The following is a 21,220-nucleotide window of genomic DNA, read 5'->3' as shown; positions in this document are numbered from 1 at the left end:
TATACCTAGAAAAACTATATATATAGAAAATCTATATAAAAAAGAGGGATGCTTAATGGAAATAAAAATTGGTAAAGCAGATTGGCTGTTTTTAATTATATGTTTATTATTAGGAATTTTAGCGGAAGAATCATTTTTTCGTGGGGAAGTAGGAATTTCCTATTTAGTCTTCGTAATGTCTTTCTATTTAGTCTTCTTTTGGAAATTTCGAAAGTATCCCTTTTCTCATCAGCGGCTGGGGTACTTAATCGTCTGTTGCATTTGGCTCTTATCTGTCAGTTATTTTATGAATGATAATTCTCTTTTCAAAGTGTTAAATATCCTTGTGATTCCTGGCTTGGTGATTATTCATCTCGTATTAATCACAAGTCCTAAAAATATTAAATGGAACAAGTTATCGTTTATCGCTCTCATTTTTTCAAAATTACTAGGAATCCTTAAATATAACGCAAAATTTAGTGCTGTATTAGGAGCTGGAGCAAAACATGGAGTGGGGGGCGACAAATGGTTGGTGTGGAAAAAGATACTAATTGGTGTTGTCATCTCATTCCCTGTCTTATTGGTAGTATTAAAATTACTTATGGCTGCGGATTCAGAATTTGAACGGATTGTGGGTGGCATTCCGGAGTGGTTCACTGTAGTTGATGCAGAAGGAGTTATACGAGTTATCATCGTCTTAATTATGACACTTGGTTTCTTTGGTTTTATGCAGGGGCTACTAATCAAACAAATAAGCGTGTTAAAACAACAAGACCATACCGGCAGGTTTCAAATGGACGGCGTTATATCTATCACTGTTCTTGTACTTATAAATATGGTATATATTTTATTTACACTTGTTCAGTTTAAATATTTCTTCAGTGGAACGTTGCAAGGGAACTATACTTACGCAGAGTATGCAAGAAAAGGATTTTTTGAGCTATTATTTGTTACATTAATCAATTTGTCGATTACCATTCTTGTCATTACATTTGTACAACGAACAAATGTGTTAATTAATCGAGTAACGCAAATTATGCTTACCATCCTAGTTCTCTCAAGCTCAATAATGCTTAGCTCCGCATTTTTACGCTTAAGTATGTACGAGGAAGCGTATGGATTTACTTTTACCAGAGTTCTCGTTCATACCTTTATGATTTTTCTAGTAATCATTTTTGCATATACCTTGGTTAAAATCTGGGTGGAAAAACTATCATTGCTTCATTTCTATTTTGTCTCCTCGCTAATCTATTACACGGCTATTACAGTGATAGACCTGGATAAATTAGTGGTAAAAGAAAATATAAACCGGTACGAGACAAGCGGGAAAATAGATGTATACTACCTTAATCAGTTGTCTTATACAGGTGTGGAGGGATTAGTCAATCTTTATAAGGAAAATCCTGATATTCCTAATTTAGAAACGATCTTAGTAGACAGAAAAAAGGAAGCACTCACGTCCGATCTACCTTGGCAATCCTATAATCTAAAGAGAGAGCAAACATTTGCTAAACTAAAGAAATTAGATTTGGAATAGCTTTCATGTAAAAAAGAAGCAGGACCCACGACGGGATCCTGCTTCTTAAAATATATATTAATCACCATTAAACATATCAAAAATTCCTCGTGCGATGCTTCCTTCATCTTTTGACCCACCGCGAGATGGAGCCGCAGCAAATACCCGGCTTGCGAGACGACTGAATGGAAGTGATTGAATCCAGACAGATCCAGGTCCACGAAGTGTTGCGAAGAATAACCCTTCACCACCAAATAGAGCGGTTTTTACACCTTTAACAAACTCAATATCGTAACTCACATTACTCGTCATAGCCACTAAACAGCCAGTATCTACTCGGAGAGATTGGCCTGGCAGAAGATCCTTTTTAATAATGGTTCCACCTGCATGAACGAAGGCCATTCCATCTCCTTCGAGCTTCTGCATAATAAATCCTTCGCCGCCAAAGAAACCGACACCAATTTTACGTTGAAATTCAATGCCTACCTGTACCCCTTTTGCAGCAGCTAGGAAGGCGTCCTTTTGACAAACAATTTTGCCACCATACTCACTTAAATCCATAGGAATGATTTTTCCTGGATAGGGGGAGGCAAAGGAAACTCGTTTTTTACCCATTCCAGTATTACTAAAGGTCGTCATAAACAGGCTTTCTCCTGTAAGCACACGTTTACCAGCGGAGAAGAGCTTACCCATTAGTCCGCCGCCACTGCTGTTAGATCCGTCTCCAAAAATGGTTTCCATATGTATATCGTCTTCCATCATCATAAAGCTACCCGCTTCGGCAATAACAGTTTCTTGTGGATCAAGTTCTACCTCAACGAACTGCATGTCATCGCCATAAATCTTATAATCGATTTCATGGTTATTCATCGTATTCCCTCCAATTTTTATAAAAATATAAGCCTATATTTATTATAAAAAATTTAGGTAAAAAGTGCTAATTTTAAATAAAATAAAAAAGACGTCTGTATAAACAGACGTCTTTTGCGTATTGAGGCGAAAAACCACACTCCACATAGTGTGCTCCTAAAGGAATGTTTCTCGACTTACACAACTCAGCTCATCGCTTTGCTATTATAACACGAATATATTCTGTAAACAAGAGAAAACGGAAGAAAAAATTTCATTCTATTTATATAAAATGCTTGATAAGATATTTGAATTATTCTATATTCAAATAATCAGATATACAAATTAAAAAGATAAGAAGGGTTAATATGCTAAGTGATAAAAGATTCCATGAATATTCCTTAAGGAGTGTACCCAAGGATATCCTGTCAGGAGTGATTGTTGGAGTAATTGCTATTCCACTCGGCATGGCATTTGCCATCGCTTCAGGAGTGAAGCCAGAGTATGGAATCTATACGACAATTGTGGCCGGGATTCTTATCTCTTTATTTGGCGGATCAAAATACCAAATAGGCGGTCCAACTGGAGCGTTTATTCCTATTTTATTTGGAGTTGTGATGACCTATGGTTATGAGAACTTATTAATAGCCGGTTTTATGGCAGGCATTATCTTACTTCTGATGGGAGTCTTTAGACTAGGTTCGCTAATTAAATTTATTCCTCGACCCGTTACGATTGGATTTACAGCAGGTATCGCAGTTACGATCTTTATGGGACAGATTGCTAGTTTCCTAGGTTTAGAGGGGATTAAAAAGCATGAGGAGTTCATTGATAATAGTAAGGAAATCTTAATCCATTTAGAAACGTCTAATATCTATAGTATCTTAACAGCAACGATTTGCTTGGTTACGGTCATTCTTACACCTAGAATAGCCCCTAAAATTCCTGGACCGTTGATTGGTTTAGTGGTCTCTACCTTGACAGCTACTTTACTTTATCCCAATCATGTGGCAACCATTGGAACAGCCTATGGTCAAATTCCAAGTTCCTTACCTCATATCCAAATTCCACATATAGATTTGGATATGATGATAAAGCTATGGAAGCCGGCCTTTGTGATTGCTATGCTCGGAGGAATTGAATCCTTATTATCGGCAGTGGTAGCGGATGGAATGACTAACAGCCGTCATAATAGTAATAAAGAGTTAATAGGGCAAGGAATTGCCAATATTGTTACCCCGTTATTTGGTGGGATTCCAGCCACTGGGGCCATTGCCCGTACGGCTACAAATATCAAAAATGGAGCTGTTTCTCCTTTGTCCGGAGTGCTTCATGGAATAGTAGTTCTGTTGGTTTTACTGTTTTTTGCACCATATGCTTCCTATATTCCGTTAGCAAGCATGGCACCGATTTTGATGGTTGTTGCTTGGAATATGAGTGAAAGAAGAGTGTTTTCTCATATTCTAAAAACCAAGTCGACAGACTCACTCATCTTAACTGTTACTTTTTTATTAACTGTTTTTGACAACTTAACAACAGCTGTTGAAGTAGGATTAGTGATGTCTGCTATCCTCTTTGCGAAGAGAATGAGCGATGTGATGGTTACTGCAAAGGCATTGCCAAATAGAGAACATAAGCATGAAAAAGTAGAGACGGGGATGGTCTCTGATACGCACGATTGCCCACAAATTAGTATTTTTAATGTGGAGGGACCGTTATTTTTTGGTGCAGCTGACACCTTTGAAAAAACAATTATGAGCACCATAAACTATCGACCCAAAATTCTTCTACTCCGCATGAGTAAGGTGCCATTAATAGATACAACTGGAGAGGCAAATTTAGCAAGCATTGTTCACCATTTTTCGAAAAATGGTATAGTAATGATATCAGGTTTAAATGAACAGCCAGAAAATGTATTGAAAAGGACAGGGCTATATCAGACTATTGGGGAAGCCCACTTTTTTGAACATACTGGTGAGGCAATACAATATGCTTTGGAGCAAATAAACAAAAATAAATGTTTAGGCTGTAAGCATTTTGCTTTTAGAGAATGTAAAAAGCTATCAGCTGAACAAATGGTGGAAGGCGGTAGGACGAAGTTGACTGCAACCTTCTAAAAAATCTTAGGAGTGACCATTTTGAATCTTGAAATGCAACAATTTAAGGCGGAATTCTTCAAAGCTTTAGCACACCCTTTGAGAATCCGGATCTTAGAGCTCTTATCGGAAGGGGATAAAAGCGTTAACGAAATTCAAACCCTTGTAGGAAGTGAAGGTTCGGCTGTTTCTCAACAATTGACCATCCTGCGAGCCAAAAATATTGTGATAGGTACTAAAGAAGGAAATAAAGTCATTTACACTCTTAAGGATCCAATGATTATTGAACTATTAGCTGTTGCTAGGCAAATATTCAATAACCATCTAGTTGATACGATAACAATACTGGATAAATTTAAAGAAGAGGATGAAGAAGCCGCTATAACACCGAAGAATTAATCACTTCGGTGTTTTCTTTGTTGAGTAGTGGGAAAATAGTTGCTTTTAAGGGTAAGAGAATGTAAGTTTAAGTTGCTTAAATTTTTATGCAACTAATTATTCATTATTTTCCTACAAAATGTGACACTTTCCCACGGTGGACCATGTTAATGAAGGACCATCCTCCTATGAAAAATCTAGGAAAACCCGCTAAAAATGTAGAATTGTGAAGGTTTCTGTCGTCCTCTCCTTCCTTGACAGTTAGGCTGGTATCATGATAAATTTTAAACAGCCGTTGCACGAGATTAGATTTATAAGACTAGCTTGTTCAAAGTTTTAACCGATGTTTGGATGAGAGAATGAAAGTAAAGCTATCACGTTGTTAATTGGTGAATTTTACACATGGCTTTTGTTAGCCAATCTAGGAGGATTTTTTCACATGAAAAACGGTAAAGTAAAATGGTTTAACTCAGAAAAAGGTTTCGGATTCATTGAAGCAGAAGACGGAAACGATGTATTCGTTCACTATTCTGCAATTCAAACAGAAGGTTTCAAAACTTTAGAAGAAGGTCAAGAAGTTTCTTTCGAAGTTGTTGAAGGAGCTCGTGGACCACAAGCTGCTAACGTAACTAAGAAGTAAATCTAACTAAAAACTAATTACAACAGCCCGGACATTGTTCGGGCTGTTTTTCAGTTTTCCCTCACTCAAATCATCCTTAATTTCCCCCATTCTATAATGATTTCCAGCCTCATTATTAATGGTATTTTGCTATAATGGTATTATTCGTAAATGTGCTTTTAATGAAAATTGGGGTGATTCAGATGAAATTTATTCATACTGCGGATTGGCATTTGGGCAAATTAGTTCACGGTGTATATATGACAGAAAATCAACGAGAGGCACTGGATCAATTTGTTCAAATTGTTGCCGATGAGAAACCAGATGCGGTTGTCATTGCAGGTGATTTATATGACCGATCTGTGCCGCCAACGGATGCAGTCGAGTTATTGGATGAAATCCTTTTTAAGATTAATGTAGAGTTAAAGACGCCGGTTGTCGCTATTGCAGGTAACCATGATAGTGCAGAGCGACTTTCGTTTGGGAGCTCTTGGTATAAACATAGTCAATTCTATCTGTCTGGTAAACTTACAAACAGCTTTAAGCCTGTACACATAAATGGAGTGAACTTCTTCCTTGTTCCTTATGCAGAGCCTGGCGTTGTCCGTCAGCTGCTTGGGGATGATACTATCCATTCTCATCAAGATGCTATGAAAGCTCTAATTGGAAAAATGGAAGAATCGTTAAACCCAAATGAACCGAATGTTTTGGTTGGACATGCTTTTGTGCTAGGAGGCCAGACTTCTGATTCCGAGAGGGTATTATCTGTAGGTGGTTCTGGTTGTGTCGGGGCGGAATTGTTTGAACCATTTTCCTATACGGCACTAGGTCATTTGCATAGTCCTGATGCCATTAACCATAGCAAGGTGAAATATTCAGGCTCACTATTAAAATATTCTTTTTCAGAAGCGACACAAAAGAAGTCAATCAGTATCATTGAAATGGACGAGAAGGGCCATTTCACCCATCGATACCGTTCACTTACTCCAAGACATGATATGCGTGAAATTGAAGGGAATTTGGAACAATTACTGGATCCTCTTTTTTATGAAAAGGAACAGATTCATGATTATTTGAAAATTACTCTACTTGATGAAGGGGCGCTAATTGACCCTATTAATAAGTTGCGACAAGTGTACCCGAATGTACTTCATCTTGAAAGAAAAATTGATATTACAGATTTGAAAAAGAAACAGTCGTATAGCGCCATCCGAAGTGAGAAAAAGTCGGAATTAGAGTTATTTGAACAATTTTACTCAGAAATGACAACCTCTGATTTTACGAGTGACAAAAAAGAGGTTATGGCAGAAATTATTGATATGGTACTGCGTGGGGAGGGAATTAAGTGAAACCGTTAAAACTAACCATACAGGCATTTGGTCCTTATGCAGGCAGAGAAGTGATTGATTTTTCACATTTAGGCAATCGAACGATGTTTGTTATATCTGGAAAAACCGGTGCCGGCAAAACAACCATATTTGATGCCATCAGTTATGCCATTTATGGAAAGGCGAGTGGGGAGGACCGGAATGGTCCAGAGCTGCGAAGTCAATTTGCCAGCGATGAATTTTTAACAGAGGTATCGCTTGATTTTTCTCTACGCAGCAAAGTGTTTTCTATCACCAGATCTCCTCAGCAGTTAAAGAAAAAGGACAAAGGGGAAGGTTACACGCAGGTTGGAGCTAAGGCTGAACTATATATGTGGGACGAAAACGGTGAGAAGAAGCTGCTTGCTTCTAAGATTATTGATGTGGAGGAGAAAATCAAAGAGATTATGCTGATTGACGCCAATCAATTCAGGCAAATTCTCATGATTCCACAGGGAGAATTCCGCAAGCTGTTGACATCAGATAGTAAGGATAAAGAAATGATCCTCCAGCGACTATTCCATACGCAGTTATATAAAATGGTCGAAGAAAAGTTAAAAGTAGAAGCTACTGACCTAAAAAAAGCTGTTGAGGATCAAGTGCAGACACGAAATGAATCTATCCGCCGCATCCAGGCAGTAACAAATGAGGAACTGCGGGAGTATATGGAGGCAAACAGTGTAAATGACACCATTATTATGCCTTTGTTAAAGGAAGAGATTTCGGGTATAGGCGAAATGCTCGTAAAATTGGATATCCAGTCCAAAGAAATGATAGTGGAACAGGATAAATTGAAGTCTCAGCTTTTTGAAGCAGAGAGGATTTTAAAACAGCTACAGACAAAGGAAGAATTGAAGGATCAAAAAACAAGTCTTGTCTCACAAGAAGATCTATTTACCGAGAAAGAAAAACAGGTTCAACGGGCGCAAAAGGCAGCTCTATTAGCCAAACAAGAGGAGCTTTGCCACCGATTGAAGAAAGATGTAGATTTGCTCCAAAACAATGTTCATTCCATCAAAACGGAAATGGAAAAGCTTATTCAATTGTCCAACCAGTATGAACAACAGCATCAAAGAGAGCTTGAGCGGGAGAGTGAACGGCAGGAAGCACTTAATGAAATCCATCAATTAGAGAATATGAAAGAGGATGTTTATTCATTTGCCACTCTTCTTAAGGAGACGTCACTAAAAGATTCGGAATTAAAGTCCTCAAAAGAAAAAGTTAGCCAATACGAACGAAATCTGGAACAGATACTGGACCACATCAACACTCTTAACATACAAAAAGAAGAGATTGAAAGAGGAAAGCTTACATTTTTAGAAAATGAAAGCAAATTGGAAAAATTAAAAGTGGATCTCGAACGATTTGAAAAATTCGAATCCTTGCTTGCCCGTCACCAAAAGTCTGAGCAAGATCTAAAGATAATGAAGGGACGTTATGAAAATACTGTTGCAAGATTTACAGATGCCAGAGCTCTCATTGATGAGATGGAAAAGAGATGGATGCATGGGCAGGCTGTCATTTTAGCAACAAAACTTCAAACGGGCGAAGCCTGTCCTGTCTGCGGTTCGGAACACCATCCGTCTCCGGCGTTACAGCACGAAGGGGATATTCCAACAGAGGACGATCTGAAGGATGCAAAAGAACAACTAGCTAAATGGGAAAAAGAAAAATCTTTGGACGAGGCGAATTTTTACCAAAGTCAATCTACTGAAAAAACACAGAGAGAAGCAGTTCAAGAAATGGTAATGGAAATTCGTACTCACCGGGCAGATTTTACAAATGAGACATTAGCGCAAATAAAATCAGAGACTCTAACTGCGAAAAACCAACTTGTACAGGTACAGGGTAATCTAAAAGAGCAGATTAATCAGTTAGACGGAGTAAAAGGAGTTATTGAAAAGCGAGAAACAGAAAAGAGTCAAATGCAGCAAGCGATTCAGAAATTGAATGCAAAAGTGAACGAAATAACGGTTGAATTTACTGAAAAGAAGACGAATCTGACAAGAATGATGAAAAGGATTCCGGAGAATCTTCGTTCAGAAGCCGAATATGAAAAAGCTTTTTCTTTCTCACGTCAACGCTATGATGGTTTGTTGAAACAGTTTGAGGAAGCACAACGCCGCTTACAGGAAGTTAACGAGAAGCTTTCGAATGAATCAGCAAGATTAAAAGATGCTGAAAATCACTTGAACAGCAAGCAAGAGGAACTTCATACTGAACGGGAAATCTTTAAGGATAAACTGTCTGAGCAAGGATTTGAAAACTATGGTGTCTATCACTCTTCGAAACTATCGGAGGATGAAATCCGTATTTTGGAAGGGCAAATTCGTGCTTACCGTGAAGAGTTGCGTTCAGTAACAGATCGTCTGAACGAACTGATTGAACTATTACAAGATGTAAAAGTGCCTGATGTAGAAGATTTAAAGCTTGAGCTTGCTATGAAAACAAGTGAATTAGAAAAACTTAATCAGCAACGAACAGATTTATTTGTTAAAAAGCGGGATAATGAAGAAATTTTTAGTAAGGTAGAAAGCTTGAATGAACAGATGAAGGTGCTTGAGGAAAGGTATAAGTTAATTGGACATCTTTATGAAATTTCCAAGGGGCAAAATAACTTCCGAATTACCTTTGAACGGTATGTGCTTGCTGCCTTTTTAGATGACATTTTGCGAGAAGCCAATGTCCGCTTAAGAAAAATGACTTCTGGGCGTTTCCAGTTGCTACGAAAAACGGACCGGGCAAAGGGAAATGCTCAAAGTGGTCTGGAATTGCTTGTGTTCGATCAGTATACGGGACAGGAACGGCATGTTAAAACATTATCTGGTGGAGAAAGCTTCAAGGCATCATTGTCGCTGGCTCTTGGCCTTGCAGATGTGGTTCAAAGCTATGCTGGCGGTGTATCACTTGAGACCATGTTTATTGATGAAGGTTTTGGCACGCTTGACCCTGAGTCATTAGACCAGGCGATTGAGGCGTTAATGGATATTCAGAGCAGCGGTCGCTTAGTTGGAATCATTTCGCACGTACCTGAACTCAAGGAACGTATTGATGTGAGGCTTGAGGTTATTGCTGGGCAGACGGGTAGTCGGACGGAATTTGTGTTTGTTAACTAGGGGACATTTGAAAAAATTTGAGATAGCTATGTTTTTTTCTACGCGACCGATTTCTGTGAGATGCAGATCGGAAGGTCACGTAAGGAGGGTCTATGAGCCCAATGAGCGAGAAAAAGAGAAAGAAAGGTCTCGTAGGGAGTGTCTATGAGCCCGTTGAGCGGGAAAAAGAGAAAGAAAGGTCCCGTAGCGAGTGTCTATGAGCCCGTTGAGCGAGAAAAAGAGAAAGAAAGGTTTCGTAGCGACGGTCTAAGAGCCCGATAAGCGAGAAAAGATGAAATAAAGGTCTCGTAGGTCGATAAGAACATCCTTAAGCATCACAAATAGAACCACTAAAAAGCAGTGATAACCAAACTAGGTTTCACTGCTTTCTTTCGTTTATTATCACAACTCTTTTGCTAGCGCCCGGCCGGCTTGCCTTCCTGTAAACAGGCAGCCCCCGACGAAAGTTCCCTCTAACGATCGGTAGCCATGAATCCCGCCGCCTCCAAATCCAGAAACTTCGCCTGCAGCATACAGACCTGGCACTGGATTACCAGAGGCATCCAGGACTCGACCAGACAAATCTGTTTGGAGACCGCCAAGCGTTTTACGGCTTAAAATATTTAACCTCACTGCAATCAAAGGTCCCATTTTTGGATCGAGAATCTTATGTGGGGGAGCAACCCTGATCAATTTATCTCCTAGATAATTCCTGGCGCCGCGCATTGCAGTAATCTGGAGATCCTTCGTAAATTTATTTTCAATTTCACGGTCTCTGGCAAGAATTTGCCTTTCAATATGTTCAAGATTTAGTAATTTATCACCAACCAGCTTGTTCATACCTTCAACTAGTTCGGGAAGAGTATTCGCTATTACAAAGTCCTCTCCCTTATCCATGAACGCCTTAACAGGAGCAGTTGGACCTGGGAGTACACGTGCTAACACCTTCTTAATACTTTTACCTGTTAAATCTGGATTCTGTTCGGAACCGGATAATGCAAATTCTTTTTCAATTATCTTTTGAGTTAGAATAAACCAAGAATAGTCATAGCCCGTCTTCATTATCGCTTCAAGCGTCCCTAATGTATCGAATCCGGGGAAGTTCGGTGCAGGGAAGCGATTCCCTTTGGCATCCAGCCAGAGAGAGGAAGGACCGGGTAGGATACGAATTCCATGCATTGGCCACACAGGATCCCAGTTTTTAATGCCTTCAGTATAATGCCACATTCGGTCGCGATTAACAATACGGCCCCCGGCTTTCTCCGTTATGCCTAACATTCTCCCATCTACATGCTCAGGCACACCTGAGATCATATTCTTGGGTACTTCACCAAGGCGTGAAGGCCAATTTTTCTTAATCATCTCGTGGTTTCCGCCAATTCCACCGCTAGTAACTACTACCGCTGAACTAAGAAATTCAAAATCACCAATGACTTCACGGGAACTTGCTTCTCCTCGGGCGGCATTACTTGGAACAAGAACGTCTCCTCGAACACCGGAAATAGCCCCATTGACTTTGATCAACTCATTCACTCGATAGCGCGGGCGGTAATCGACAAGCCCTTTCTCCATAGACATACGGACTCTCTCCTCGAAGGGTCTAACAAGTCCCGGGCCAGTTCCCCAGACAATATGAAATCTTGGGACGGAATTGCCGTGTCCTTCAGCTGTATAGCCACCCCGCTCAGCCCAGCCGACAACTGGGAAAAAACGAACACCCATACCAGTTAACCACTCACGTTTTTCACCTGCTGCGAAATCAACATAGGCTTCTGCCCACTTTTTTCCCCAATAATCCTCATCCTCTTCACGGTCAAAACCTGCAGAGCCTAACCAGTCTTGCCAGGCTAGCTCACGGGAATCTTTTATGCCCATTCGTCTTTGTTCAGGCGAATCGACTAGAAATAATCCACCAAAAGACCACCACGCCTGCCCGCCGAGAGATGCCTCAGGCTCTTGGTCTAAGAGTAGTACCTTTTTTCCCGCATCTGCCAGTTCAGCTGTGGCGACTAAACCCGCAAGCCCGGCACCTACCACAATGACATCGAATTTCAAATTATTTTCCTCCCCGTCATAACAACACGTTTATATGTTAATGGTAATTTTTGTTTTCTGAAAAATCAATAATTTTAATAAGAGAAAAAAATAAAATGACTAAATACTTTTTTGATATGATAGGGGTAATGGAAAAGACGAAAGAGAGTGGAGTTTACGAATGAAAACGGAAAAAGAAAAAATGCTAAACGGAGAAATGTATAATCCAGTTGACCCAGAATTAGTTCAAGGAAGAGAAAATGCCCGAAGATTGACACGATTATTCAATCAAACTATAGAAACAGAAATAGAAATACGGACTGAATTATTAAAAGAACTATTTGGTTCAACAGGGGAGAACATTTATATTGAGCCTACTTTACGATGTGACTATGGCTATAATATTTATGTGGGTGAGAATTTTTATGCCAATTTTGATTGTGTATTTTTAGATGTTTGTGAAATCCGTATTGGAGAAAATTGTTTTATAGCTCCAGGAGTACACATATACACTGCTACACATCCCCTTAATCCTTTTGAAAGAATTTCGGGAAAGGAATACGGGAAACCAGTTTCAATAGGTGATAATGTATGGGTCGGAGGAAGAGCGGTTATTAATCCAGGAGTAACAATAGGAAATAATGTTGTTATTGCCTCGGGGGCTGTCGTAACTAAAGATATTCCGGATAATGTAGTAGTGGGTGGGAATCCCGCAAGAATAATCAAAGAAATTGATTGTTCGAGATGATAAAGGCTGTTTTATTTGATCTTGATGGCACTTTACTCAATCGTGACGCGTCGGTTAAAAATTTCCTATTAAATCAATATGAGCGATTTATCTATTATCTAGGACATATTAAAAAGGATATGTATATATCCAGGTTTATCGAACTAGAATGCCGAGGGTATGTCTGGAAGGATAAAGTATACCAACAATTAATCGATGAGTTTACTATTCAAGGTTTAAGCCCTGACGAATTACTAAATGATTATGTTCAGCACTTTAAAGAACATTGTGTCCCTTTCCCGAATCTAATAGAAATGTTGAAGGAACTACAGAATCAATCGATCTCCTTAGGGCTAATAACCAATGGATTAGGACAATTTCAGATGGAAAATATTAGAGCCCTAGGAATTGAAAAATACTTTCAGGTTATTCTCGTTTCAGAATGGGAAGGAATTAAGAAACCGAATGCTGAAATATTTTTTAAAGCGATAAACTCACTGGGAGTTTTACCGAATGAAAGTTTTTACGTAGGAGACCATCCGGAAAACGATATCCTTGCTGCACAAGCTATAGGTATGTTAGGAATTTGGAAAAAAGATACCCAGTGGGACCATGTTGATTCAGATTTTACTATACAAAACTTAGCGGAAATTCCTCATTTAATTCATTCGCTTACCCCGAAAAATTGTATCTAAGATTAGCTTGTCCATAAAAAGGAGCCGTTATTTTCCCGCAATTATCCAATCATAAACACCATATCAAACATCCAAAATAAGATAGTTCACTCATTCAAACAAAGGGGATGATGGAGTTTGAAATGGCACAAAAAGATTCTTGCTATGATTCAGGAACGACAGGACAAAAAAATCGCTTTAGCCGTAGACACATCTACAAATGAAGCACCAGTGATCCTTATTAATAACATAGTAAAGCTGTTTGAAACCTTAAAACCAGATACGATATTGGTTCAAGCAGATTTTAAAATCCGAGACGTTTCCCCAATAAAAAGTGATGCGCTTACTTTCTATACACATGGGAAATCCTCCTATACATTAGTTCTTGAGTGGGCAAAAGAAGAACAGGTGGACACATTGTTCTATATTACAGATGTAACAGGATTCTTTTCTGAAGAAATGGAAAAAGTCGATTTTGAATTATTTTGGCTTGTACCTGGGGAATTCTTACCAAGGGTACCCTTTGGCAAAGCAATTAAAGTGGCGTAAGATTTCAATCCCTCACATTAGTGGGGGATAATTTTATTTTCACAAAAGAAGGATAGCCGTAAATACAAAGCGAATAATTGGAGAAGAGAAAATCTTGTGTTAGAAACTAATTTATGTTGAAGAGGGACGAAATGAATGATTAAAGTGATTGATTTACAAGAGATAGGTTTAGCCAAGGAATTGTTAGAGCTTCAACGGGCGTCCTACCTAGTAGAGGCAAAGTTAATAAATTTTTTTGAAATCCCTCCACTAAAAGAGTCTTTGGAAGAATTAATAGAATGCGGGGAAACCTTCCTCTGTTATTTTGAAGAGAAGTCACTCGCAGGAGCGATTTCCTATTCAGTAGATGAGGACGAGTTGACGATCTGCCGAATGGTTGTGCATCCTGACCATTTTCGAAAAGGGATTGCACAGAAGTTGTTGAGTGAAGTAGAGAGTAGGAATTCGCAAATTTCCGTTTATAAAGTATCAACAGGTAAAGACAATCCCCCAGCGAAGAATTTATATCTGAAAAATGGCTTTACATTCCTAAGTGACATTGAAGTAGTACCAGGATTATATATTAGTAATTTTGAAAAAAGAAAGGTGGAAGAATGATGACTACAACAACGTTATCTCATAAACATTTGGCTGTGAATAGCTTTAATGCGGTGTGGGACTTGCTCGATTTGCCTCAAAGAACAAAGGAAGAGGAAGAGAAAATGATTCATCTTGCTCATACATCGTTTTGGCATTGGACGCAAGTAGAGGATCATAGTGCAAAAAATCTATCGATTGGATATTGGCAATTATCTAGAGTGTATGCCGTTGCCCAACTGGGGGAGAGAGCATTATATTTTGGTGAACGGTGTTTGGAAGTCAGTATGAAGAATGAGATTGAACCATTCTATATTGGTTATGCTTATGAAGCTCTGTGTCGGGCTAATGCACTTTTAGAAAAAGATGAACAGGCAAAGGATCAATTTAACCTTGCAATGGAATATGCACAGCTAGTTAAGGTTGAAAGTGCAAAAGAAAGTTTGATAAAGGATTTAAATTTCATTTTTTCCATATAAGTTAAGGCGGGAGCATCATTTCATGCACTCGCCTTTTTTACAGATCATTTTATTAAATGCTATTGATTATTCGTTGCAAGTTTAGGTCTGAGTAGTTAGGGGAATGATTAAATCTTTTTCTTTTTGTATTTTTTCTCAGACTGGATGCTCCTTAATGAAAAACTGAATATACATTTATATTTAATGCAAAATTGGCAAGCAGTGCTTATTGTATTAACGGAGTTTAGTTGAACAATTGTCATTAGCTGTTTTTTAACAATATGGCCATATTGTGAAGTATAGCCATATTGATTCCAGGTAAATTATTTTAATGCTAAGATCAATTAAGCCCAAGATTATAATGATTGGCTTTCTGATGTGTAGGTGCAAATAACAAAACACTAAAACATATTTAAACGACTTAGGTAATTAGGATTATTTAGGGTGTCTTTTAATGAAGCTGCCTGTATAAACGGCAGCTCCATTACGTTAATGGTACCTATAACTAACGGATTTATTCGACGTAGTTGGCTAGTAAAATGTCGCCCTTTGCTAGTTACAAGGCTACATTGAATAGGTAATATAATATCTGTCCCGTTAACTAGGCAGAACACTATCACAACCAAAACTAGTGAATGTGTAGATAGCTAAAGGAGGATCCATTATGAAGTCTCATACTCGTATAAAAATGCCGGTAGGATTTTGGGCAGGCATACATCAATTAGGGATTGCCCCCCACGAAGTGGCTCGAAAAGCACGACTACCGCTCACCATTATAACTGACCCATTTGTCACTACCGACCAATATTTCGCAATTTGGCAGGCTTATTCGGATCTCATTGATGACACTGCCAAAGGAATTATCAAGCTTACGACCGTCTTTGAAACAGCACATTATCCACCCACAGTCTTAGCGACTTACCATGCTCGTGATTACCGTGACGCTCTGAAACGAATGGCACGGTACAAACAAATGTGTCCCCCTGAAAGCATACGTATCACCGAGGGAGATGAGAACTGTACAATTGAATTAGATTGGTTGTATACCGAGCAACCAGGTCCACCGATGCTGGTTGGGATCACTCTGGCATTTCTTTTGGAGCTTGGACGGAGGGGCACAGGCCAACCTTTGATGGCAAAATTTGTCGAATTTACACACTCAATGGGCGATAAACAGGCACTTGAAGCTTACTTCGGCTGCCAAATCCGGACTGGTGCAAAATGTAACAGGTTGACGCTACATCGAGGAGATCTGGACCTCCCTTTTGTCTCGTACAACGAAGAGTTGCTGGAGATCCTGACTCCCGTATTAGACAAATCGTTGGATGAGCAGCAACGCAGTCGCTCAATCACAGAAATGGTCAAGTGGATTATGAAACGTAGCCTAACAGGAGGGCGCCCTGACATTCAGACTGTCGCAAGCGAGTTTGGGATGAGCGATCGTACCTTGCAGCGACGCCTTACTGACGAAGGCACGAGCTTCAAGCATCTTTTGACACAAGTCCGACATGAGTTAGCTCGAGAGTACCTCGCAAACCCCTCGTTCGATATTAAAGAAGTAGCCTTCATGATTGGATATGAAGACCAGAACTCGTTCTACCGCGCCTTCCGCATTTGGGAAGGTGATACTCCCTCAAATTGGCGAATTGAACATTTAGGTACAAACTCGATAAATTAACTTTGTCTTAAAAGGAATTTTATTAACACTATATTAAGAAAGAAAAACCTAATTATTACCTCAAAGGGTAGAAGCCTGTTTATTTTAACTTATTATTAAAAGGTAAATGAAATGGAGAAATGTATTATGGATATGGGATTAAACAATAAAACAGCTTTAGTTACAGGATCAACTAAAGGTATAGGTAAAGCAATTGCCATTGAACTTGCCAAAGAAGGTGTCAATGTACTAATTAATGGACGAAATTATGAAGAGGTAGAAATAATTGTAAATGAAATTAAATCGGATTTCCCGGCTACCTCTCCTCAAAATGCTACAGCCGATATTGTCGATATTACACAAAGAGAAGCTTTATTTAAAAAATACCCCACTATTGATATTTTAGTTAACAATATGGGTATTTATGAAATTATGCAATACGAGGACATCGACGATGAAGTATGGGAAAAATACTTCCGTACTAATGTTCTTGCTGCAAATGGATTATCTAAATTTTATTTACCTAAAATGATAAAAAACGATTATGGTCGCATTATTTTTATTGCGAGTGAAGAAGCAATCATGCCTTCAGGACAAATGCCTCAGTATTGTATGACAAAATCAATGCTATTATCATTGTCAAAAAGCTTATCTAAATTAACAATAGGGACAGAAGTTACAGTCAATACAATCATGCCAGGACCAACACTCTCTGAAAATGTTCACCAAATAATTGAGGGTATTTACCCTAATGCTGATATGACTTTTTCAGAAAAAGAGAAAGAATTTATGATTACAAACCTACCTCAATCTGAAATACAACGATTTATCAAGCCAATTGAAATAGGTAGACTAGCTACATTTGTGTGTAGTCCTTATGCATCCGCATTTAAAGGTTCTCCTATCCGTATAGATGGGGGAATGGTACCGACTATTTTTTAGTATTTTTCTATTTTATATATTGTATAAAAGTTTAACAAACGTATAACAATAGGATGCTCTATTACTTTAGAATTGGAGCATCCTATTCCCTTTCTTATTCCACAAAAGGGCGCTTTTCTTTAGTAAGAAGGCGTCTTTTTTATATGCTCCTTCACAAAAGATTATGAAGATTATCACTTAAACTATAGGGTGCAATAGTGAAAAGGCAGCGAAGTTATCCTTTGCCTTTTGCCAACCAATCTAAAAGTATTTTCTATAAAACTCCCTTCTAAGGCTCCCGCATAACTGAGCATAAATCCTTGTAGTCTCGTTTTTTTCGTGTCCTAATAAACTTTGAATAACATCAATGGGAGCTTCGTTGTTCAAAAAGTGTGTGGCGTAGTTGGTGAGGTTGAATTTCTTTGTTAATTCCTGCCCGACTTGATATTCGTTTTATGATGTACCTCATCTGTCCAATACTCATCCTATTTAGGTGCCGTTCAGTAACAAAAATAGCTGGATCTTTATCCTGGCGAAGGTTTAAGTATCGTTTAAGCCAGATTTCACATCGTAAATTAAAGTATACCTCTTTCTCCTTGTCACCCTTTCCAAGCACAATGGCTGAACGATTTGACCAATTAATACAATTTTTATCTAGATAAACAATTTCACCTATTCTATAACCTGTTGAAAACATAAATTCAAATAATGCCTTTTCCATTGGATTTATACAGGCTTCCCTTAAATGTTCAATTTCTCTCTCCGTTAGAAACTTCGGAATCCGTTTACCTTGTTTTGGTTCTTTTATTTTTGCTGCTGGGTTTCTAGGTAAATGCCCTTCCTCGTGTGACCAACGAAATAAAGATTTTATAAAGCGAATTCGATGAGCTAAACTTGATGGCTTTAGATGTTCACTGGATTTTGCTAAGTATCCTTTCAGTTGATCAGTCGTCAATGACTGAATATCCACATCGTTAAAGTGTTGAATCAGTAACTTGGACTGGAGCTTATATGCATTTAATGTCTGAGGAGAGAAGCCTTCAATCCTTTTGTCCGATTCATATAATTCCCAGGCTTTTGATAATAACAAAATAATTCCTCCATTTCGGTTATATTAGAGGAATTATTGCCCTGATTATAGAATTGAAAACGTGGTATTGAAGTAAACCAGCTAATAGTTTGTCAATATTTTTCAATAAAAACTTAAAATATCTCATGCTATACTAAAAATGTGCATGCCAAATAACCTTCCGTTATTCTGGTTTTGGAAGGTTTTGTGTTATTTAGTTTATTTTTGGTTCTAAATATATCTTGGAAAGTAGTTCTTTTCTTTAAAAGGGCAAATATCCAATGCAAGAGCTTATTTACACATGCTATTACAGCTACTTTAAAGGGTTTTCCTTCGCCACGTTTCTTGTCGTAAAACTCTCGCATTTTCTTGTTGCGAGGGATGATTTCATCCGTTGTTTTCTTTTTACGGCAATCACGAATGGCACAACGAACAGCCATATATAAGGCGTGACGAAGCCTACTAGACCCTCTTTTTGTTATTCGATTCTTTGTGGCTGTAAACTTACCAGATTCGAATACACTAGGATCAACTCCAGCGAAAGCTACCAGCTTTTTAGGATCAGTAAATCGATCTATCTCTCCAATTTCTGAAATGATCGTTGCAGCGATTTTTTCTCCGATACCAGGGATAGATTTGATAATATTATATTCTTCAATTTCTTTAGCGAGGGTATCTATCTCCGACTCTAACTTTGATAGGTGCTCTTTGTATTGAAGAATCATATCAATATACATACCAAGGCTTAAAATATGACTTTGGTAAACTGTCTTTTCAAAAGGGTTACGAGCTGCCGCAGCCTTAAGTTTAATCGCACTTTCTTTTGCCCCACCGGATTGATCGACTTTTACATAATTCATGTATCTTGTCTGTAATGGTTTCTTCACTTGCTTTAATAATATCCTCGGAAGAGGGGAACTCTGAGAGTGTTAAGAGTGATACCACAGAATATAAATCGCCAAAAACCCCTTTATATTCTGGAAACACTTGTTCAAGAACAGCCTGAAATTGAAGCTTGGTTTGAATTGTGACTCCAGTAATATTTTCATGCTGTCTTGTAAGATTACGAAGGTTTAATAATTGGACACCACGCTTTTTATAAGGCTCTAACTCCTCTTTATAGAACAGCTCACAAAGAAGATAGGCATCTATGGCATCTGTCTTTACTTTCCTTAAACTTGAACCTCTTGCCTTATATGAAATCAACGGATTGATAATAATCAATAAATATCCTCGTTCTTCCAAGTAATGAACAACAGGAGTTTGATAATGCCCTGTAGCTTCTAGAATTATTGAAGGCTTCTTACCAGACTCTTTTTTCACTTCCTCCAGAAACTTTACAAGATAACTAAGCCCCTCAACAGTATGAGATACTTTAAAACTCTTGCGGTATGGTTTGCCTTTATCTAAAAATGCTTGAACTTGACTTTCCCCTTTTGAAATATCCAGACCAACGACTGGATTCATTCTAAATCCTCCTCCTAAACTAGTAATTTGCCAGTACCCCTAATTCCTCCATGCAGTGTCACAGCTTCGCTTGTTATACGAGATCTACGTCCCAACCAGCCTCAATCATGTTTCTACAAGTAGGGGGCGAACGGTTTACTTGACGGGGTCAAAGCCCCACGAGCAGTTACGTTCTGCCCTGGCTACTGATATAATAAGACCAAATAAAAAATGGTCAACCAGAAATATTTAGCATTCTGGCTAACCTTATAATACGAACGTAGCAGTTTAGTTCAAGAAGAAGGACTTTAATATTTGAATATAGAAATAGTAAAAATAAAGGAAATGGCTGTTTATGTTGAGGTGGTACGATGGGAATTTTTATAAACATTTATTCAAATAAGCATATTGGTTCTGAAAAATACGCAAAAAGTTTTTTTGATTTAATGGACAAAAGTGGATTAAATATTGAAAAAGTAGGATTATTCGAACCAGTAAAAAAGTCATTTTCATTGGAGGATGCTATTTGTATGTGGACGAAAGCAGAACCTGGAATATATGACTTCGAAACCAACAAAATGATTGGTAAATCAGGCGGAATGGTTGGAAAGAGTAAGGGATATTGGTTTCAAACTCATTGGTGGTTGCACCCGACTGAGTTTAGTCTGAACTATATATCTATTTATTTAAATAAAAAAGTATATAATCAAATAAAAAAAGATATATTGCCATTGTTCGAAGGGTTAGTGGACTGTTTCGAAGCTATTTATGGCTATGTTACAGAAGAAGAGGCTGTGAGTAGGCAGCATATAACAGGAACATTAAAGGAAAGAATTCCAGGTGTCTTTTGGCTTAATTACTTTTCTCAAGTCTTTGTAGATTACTTAAATAATGGGAATTCATTTTATGAAATACCTTGGGAACGAATAAAGGAATTTAGTAATAAGGGAATTGTTACACAATTGACTGATAATCCCTTCGACCAAACAATTGCTGATTTGGAAAAAAAGGCACAAGAATTATTAGGGGTAAGTAAATTTAATGCAACTGCAAAAAATTATCCAAAAATACTTATGCAGTGATACTTATTATGCAAATGGGGTGTTGATCCGAGAAGGATTAACGCTTCTTCTTTTAGTTGAACTTTATTGAAGTAACAAAGCAGGATAGTTCAATAAAATACTAAAATATAGATAAATAAAACTGTCTC

Annotated in this window: 16 protein-coding genes and 2 pseudogenes; 14 read left to right on the top strand and 4 right to left on the bottom strand. The window is 38.2% G+C overall.

Features of this window, described 5'->3' with window-relative positions; genetic code table 11:
* Nucleotides 1-55: 55 nt before the first annotated feature.
* Nucleotides 56-1,516, top strand: a complete 1,461-nt coding sequence (locus QE429_RS16725; RefSeq protein WP_307288519.1) for a DUF4153 domain-containing protein — start codon at nucleotides 56-58, stop codon at nucleotides 1,514-1,516.
* 57 nt (nucleotides 1,517-1,573) lie between these two features.
* Here the strand turns inward: QE429_RS16725 and QE429_RS16720 are convergent, their stop codons facing one another.
* Nucleotides 1,574-2,365 (bottom strand): TIGR00266 family protein, encoded by a 792-nt coding sequence (locus QE429_RS16720; RefSeq protein ID WP_307288518.1) that lies wholly within the window; start codon nucleotides 2,363-2,365, stop codon nucleotides 1,574-1,576.
* Nucleotides 2,366-2,712: 347 nt separating this feature from the next.
* On the opposite strand from QE429_RS16720, the gene QE429_RS16715 reads away from it, so the two are divergent.
* The 5 genes from QE429_RS16715 to QE429_RS16695 all read left to right on the top strand — a co-directional run bounded on the left by QE429_RS16715 (nucleotide 2,713) and on the right by QE429_RS16695 (nucleotide 9,920).
* Nucleotides 2,713-4,461: a SulP family inorganic anion transporter gene (locus tag QE429_RS16715; protein WP_307288517.1), complete on the top strand. Its 1,749-nt coding sequence runs from the start codon at nucleotides 2,713-2,715 to the stop codon at nucleotides 4,459-4,461.
* A gap of 21 nt (nucleotides 4,462-4,482) precedes the next feature.
* A complete protein-coding gene (locus tag QE429_RS16710) occupies nucleotides 4,483-4,839 on the top strand; it encodes an ArsR/SmtB family transcription factor (protein WP_307288516.1) in 357 nt (118 codons plus the stop codon).
* A 418-nt stretch (nucleotides 4,840-5,257) separates the two neighbouring features.
* A complete protein-coding gene (locus QE429_RS16705) occupies nucleotides 5,258-5,458 on the top strand; it encodes a cold-shock protein (protein ID WP_007083969.1) in 201 nt (66 codons plus the stop codon).
* A 182-nt stretch (nucleotides 5,459-5,640) separates the two neighbouring features.
* Nucleotides 5,641-6,786: an exonuclease SbcCD subunit D gene (locus QE429_RS16700; RefSeq protein ID WP_307288514.1), complete on the top strand. Its 1,146-nt coding sequence runs from the start codon at nucleotides 5,641-5,643 to the stop codon at nucleotides 6,784-6,786.
* Nucleotides 6,783-9,920, top strand: a complete 3,138-nt coding sequence (locus tag QE429_RS16695) for an AAA family ATPase (RefSeq protein ID WP_307288513.1) — start codon at nucleotides 6,783-6,785, stop codon at nucleotides 9,918-9,920. The genes QE429_RS16700 and QE429_RS16695 overlap by 4 nt, the downstream gene beginning before the upstream one ends.
* Before the next feature lie 381 nt (nucleotides 9,921-10,301).
* On the opposite strand, the gene QE429_RS16690 is transcribed toward QE429_RS16695, so the two are convergent.
* Nucleotides 10,302-11,954, bottom strand: a complete 1,653-nt coding sequence (locus QE429_RS16690) for an FAD-binding dehydrogenase (RefSeq protein ID WP_307288512.1) — start codon at nucleotides 11,952-11,954, stop codon at nucleotides 10,302-10,304.
* A 160-nt stretch (nucleotides 11,955-12,114) separates the two neighbouring features.
* On the opposite strand from QE429_RS16690, the gene QE429_RS16685 reads away from it, so the two are divergent.
* From QE429_RS16685 to QE429_RS16655, 7 genes are all read left to right on the top strand, one after another.
* Nucleotides 12,115-12,681: a sugar O-acetyltransferase gene (locus QE429_RS16685; RefSeq protein WP_307288511.1), complete on the top strand. Its 567-nt coding sequence runs from the start codon at nucleotides 12,115-12,117 to the stop codon at nucleotides 12,679-12,681.
* On the top strand, nucleotides 12,678-13,355 hold the full coding sequence (locus QE429_RS16680) for an HAD family hydrolase (RefSeq protein WP_307288510.1): 678 nt from the start codon (nucleotides 12,678-12,680) through the stop codon (nucleotides 13,353-13,355). Before QE429_RS16685 ends, QE429_RS16680 begins: the two co-directional genes overlap by 4 nt.
* A 117-nt stretch (nucleotides 13,356-13,472) precedes the next feature.
* Complete coding sequence (locus QE429_RS16675) at nucleotides 13,473-13,883, top strand: vWA domain-containing protein (protein WP_307288509.1); 411 nt, start codon at nucleotides 13,473-13,475, stop codon at nucleotides 13,881-13,883.
* A 135-nt stretch (nucleotides 13,884-14,018) separates the two neighbouring features.
* The gene (locus tag QE429_RS16670) at nucleotides 14,019-14,480 is read left to right on the top strand and encodes a GNAT family N-acetyltransferase (RefSeq protein WP_307288508.1); all 462 of its coding nucleotides are present in this window, start codon (nucleotides 14,019-14,021) and stop codon (nucleotides 14,478-14,480) included.
* Nucleotides 14,480-14,938 carry a hypothetical protein gene (locus tag QE429_RS16665; RefSeq protein WP_307288507.1) on the top strand — a complete coding sequence of 153 codons (459 nt, stop codon included), beginning with the start codon at nucleotides 14,480-14,482 and terminating at the stop codon, nucleotides 14,936-14,938. The genes QE429_RS16670 and QE429_RS16665 overlap by 1 nt, the downstream gene beginning before the upstream one ends.
* Nucleotides 14,939-15,581: 643 nt before the next feature.
* Nucleotides 15,582-16,595 (top strand): AraC family transcriptional regulator, encoded by a 1,014-nt coding sequence (locus tag QE429_RS16660; RefSeq protein WP_307288506.1) that lies wholly within the window; start codon nucleotides 15,582-15,584, stop codon nucleotides 16,593-16,595.
* A 126-nt stretch (nucleotides 16,596-16,721) separates the two neighbouring features.
* Nucleotides 16,722-17,516, top strand: a complete 795-nt coding sequence (locus tag QE429_RS16655) for an SDR family NAD(P)-dependent oxidoreductase (RefSeq protein WP_307288505.1) — start codon at nucleotides 16,722-16,724, stop codon at nucleotides 17,514-17,516.
* Nucleotides 17,517-17,756: 240 nt separating this feature from the next.
* On the opposite strand, the pseudogene QE429_RS16650 reads toward QE429_RS16655, so the two are convergent.
* Together QE429_RS16650 and QE429_RS16645 are read right to left on the bottom strand one after the other, a co-directional pair.
* Nucleotides 17,757-18,585: pseudogene (locus QE429_RS16650) on the bottom strand (tyrosine-type recombinase/integrase).
* Between the two features lie 215 nt (nucleotides 18,586-18,800).
* Nucleotides 18,801-20,031: pseudogene (locus QE429_RS16645) on the bottom strand (IS110 family RNA-guided transposase); the annotation flags it as partial.
* 350 nt (nucleotides 20,032-20,381) lie between these two features.
* On the opposite strand from QE429_RS16645, the gene QE429_RS16640 reads away from it, so the two are divergent.
* The gene (locus QE429_RS16640; RefSeq protein ID WP_307288504.1) at nucleotides 20,382-21,092 is read left to right on the top strand and encodes a hypothetical protein; all 711 of its coding nucleotides are present in this window, start codon (nucleotides 20,382-20,384) and stop codon (nucleotides 21,090-21,092) included.
* Nucleotides 21,093-21,220 lie beyond the last annotated feature (128 nt).

This window comes from Bacillus sp. SORGH_AS_0510 (genome assembly GCF_030818775.1).
Taxonomy (GTDB): Bacteria; Bacillota; Bacilli; order Bacillales; family Cytobacillaceae; genus Neobacillus.
Note: the sequence above shows the minus strand (reverse complement) of the source record. Positions and strands in the feature narration are given on the sequence as shown.

Coding starts and splice junctions, on each gene's coding strand:
- QE429_RS16725 (WP_307288519.1), top strand. CDS start 56: ATGGAAATAAAAATTGGTAAAGCAGATTGGCTGTTTTTAATTATATGT.
- QE429_RS16655 (WP_307288505.1), top strand. CDS start 16,722: ATGGATATGGGATTAAACAATAAAACAGCTTTAGTTACAGGATCAACT.
- QE429_RS16720 (WP_307288518.1), bottom strand. CDS start 2,365: ATGAATAACCATGAAATCGATTATAAGATTTATGGCGATGACATGCAG.
- QE429_RS16640 (WP_307288504.1), top strand. CDS start 20,382: ATGGGAATTTTTATAAACATTTATTCAAATAAGCATATTGGTTCTGAA.
- QE429_RS16660 (WP_307288506.1), top strand. CDS start 15,582: ATGAAGTCTCATACTCGTATAAAAATGCCGGTAGGATTTTGGGCAGGC.
- QE429_RS16715 (WP_307288517.1), top strand. CDS start 2,713: ATGCTAAGTGATAAAAGATTCCATGAATATTCCTTAAGGAGTGTACCC.
- QE429_RS16700 (WP_307288514.1), top strand. CDS start 5,641: ATGAAATTTATTCATACTGCGGATTGGCATTTGGGCAAATTAGTTCAC.
- QE429_RS16680 (WP_307288510.1), top strand. CDS start 12,678: ATGATAAAGGCTGTTTTATTTGATCTTGATGGCACTTTACTCAATCGT.
- QE429_RS16670 (WP_307288508.1), top strand. CDS start 14,019: ATGATTAAAGTGATTGATTTACAAGAGATAGGTTTAGCCAAGGAATTG.
- QE429_RS16705 (WP_007083969.1), top strand. CDS start 5,258: ATGAAAAACGGTAAAGTAAAATGGTTTAACTCAGAAAAAGGTTTCGGA.
- QE429_RS16685 (WP_307288511.1), top strand. CDS start 12,115: ATGAAAACGGAAAAAGAAAAAATGCTAAACGGAGAAATGTATAATCCA.
- QE429_RS16665 (WP_307288507.1), top strand. CDS start 14,480: ATGACTACAACAACGTTATCTCATAAACATTTGGCTGTGAATAGCTTT.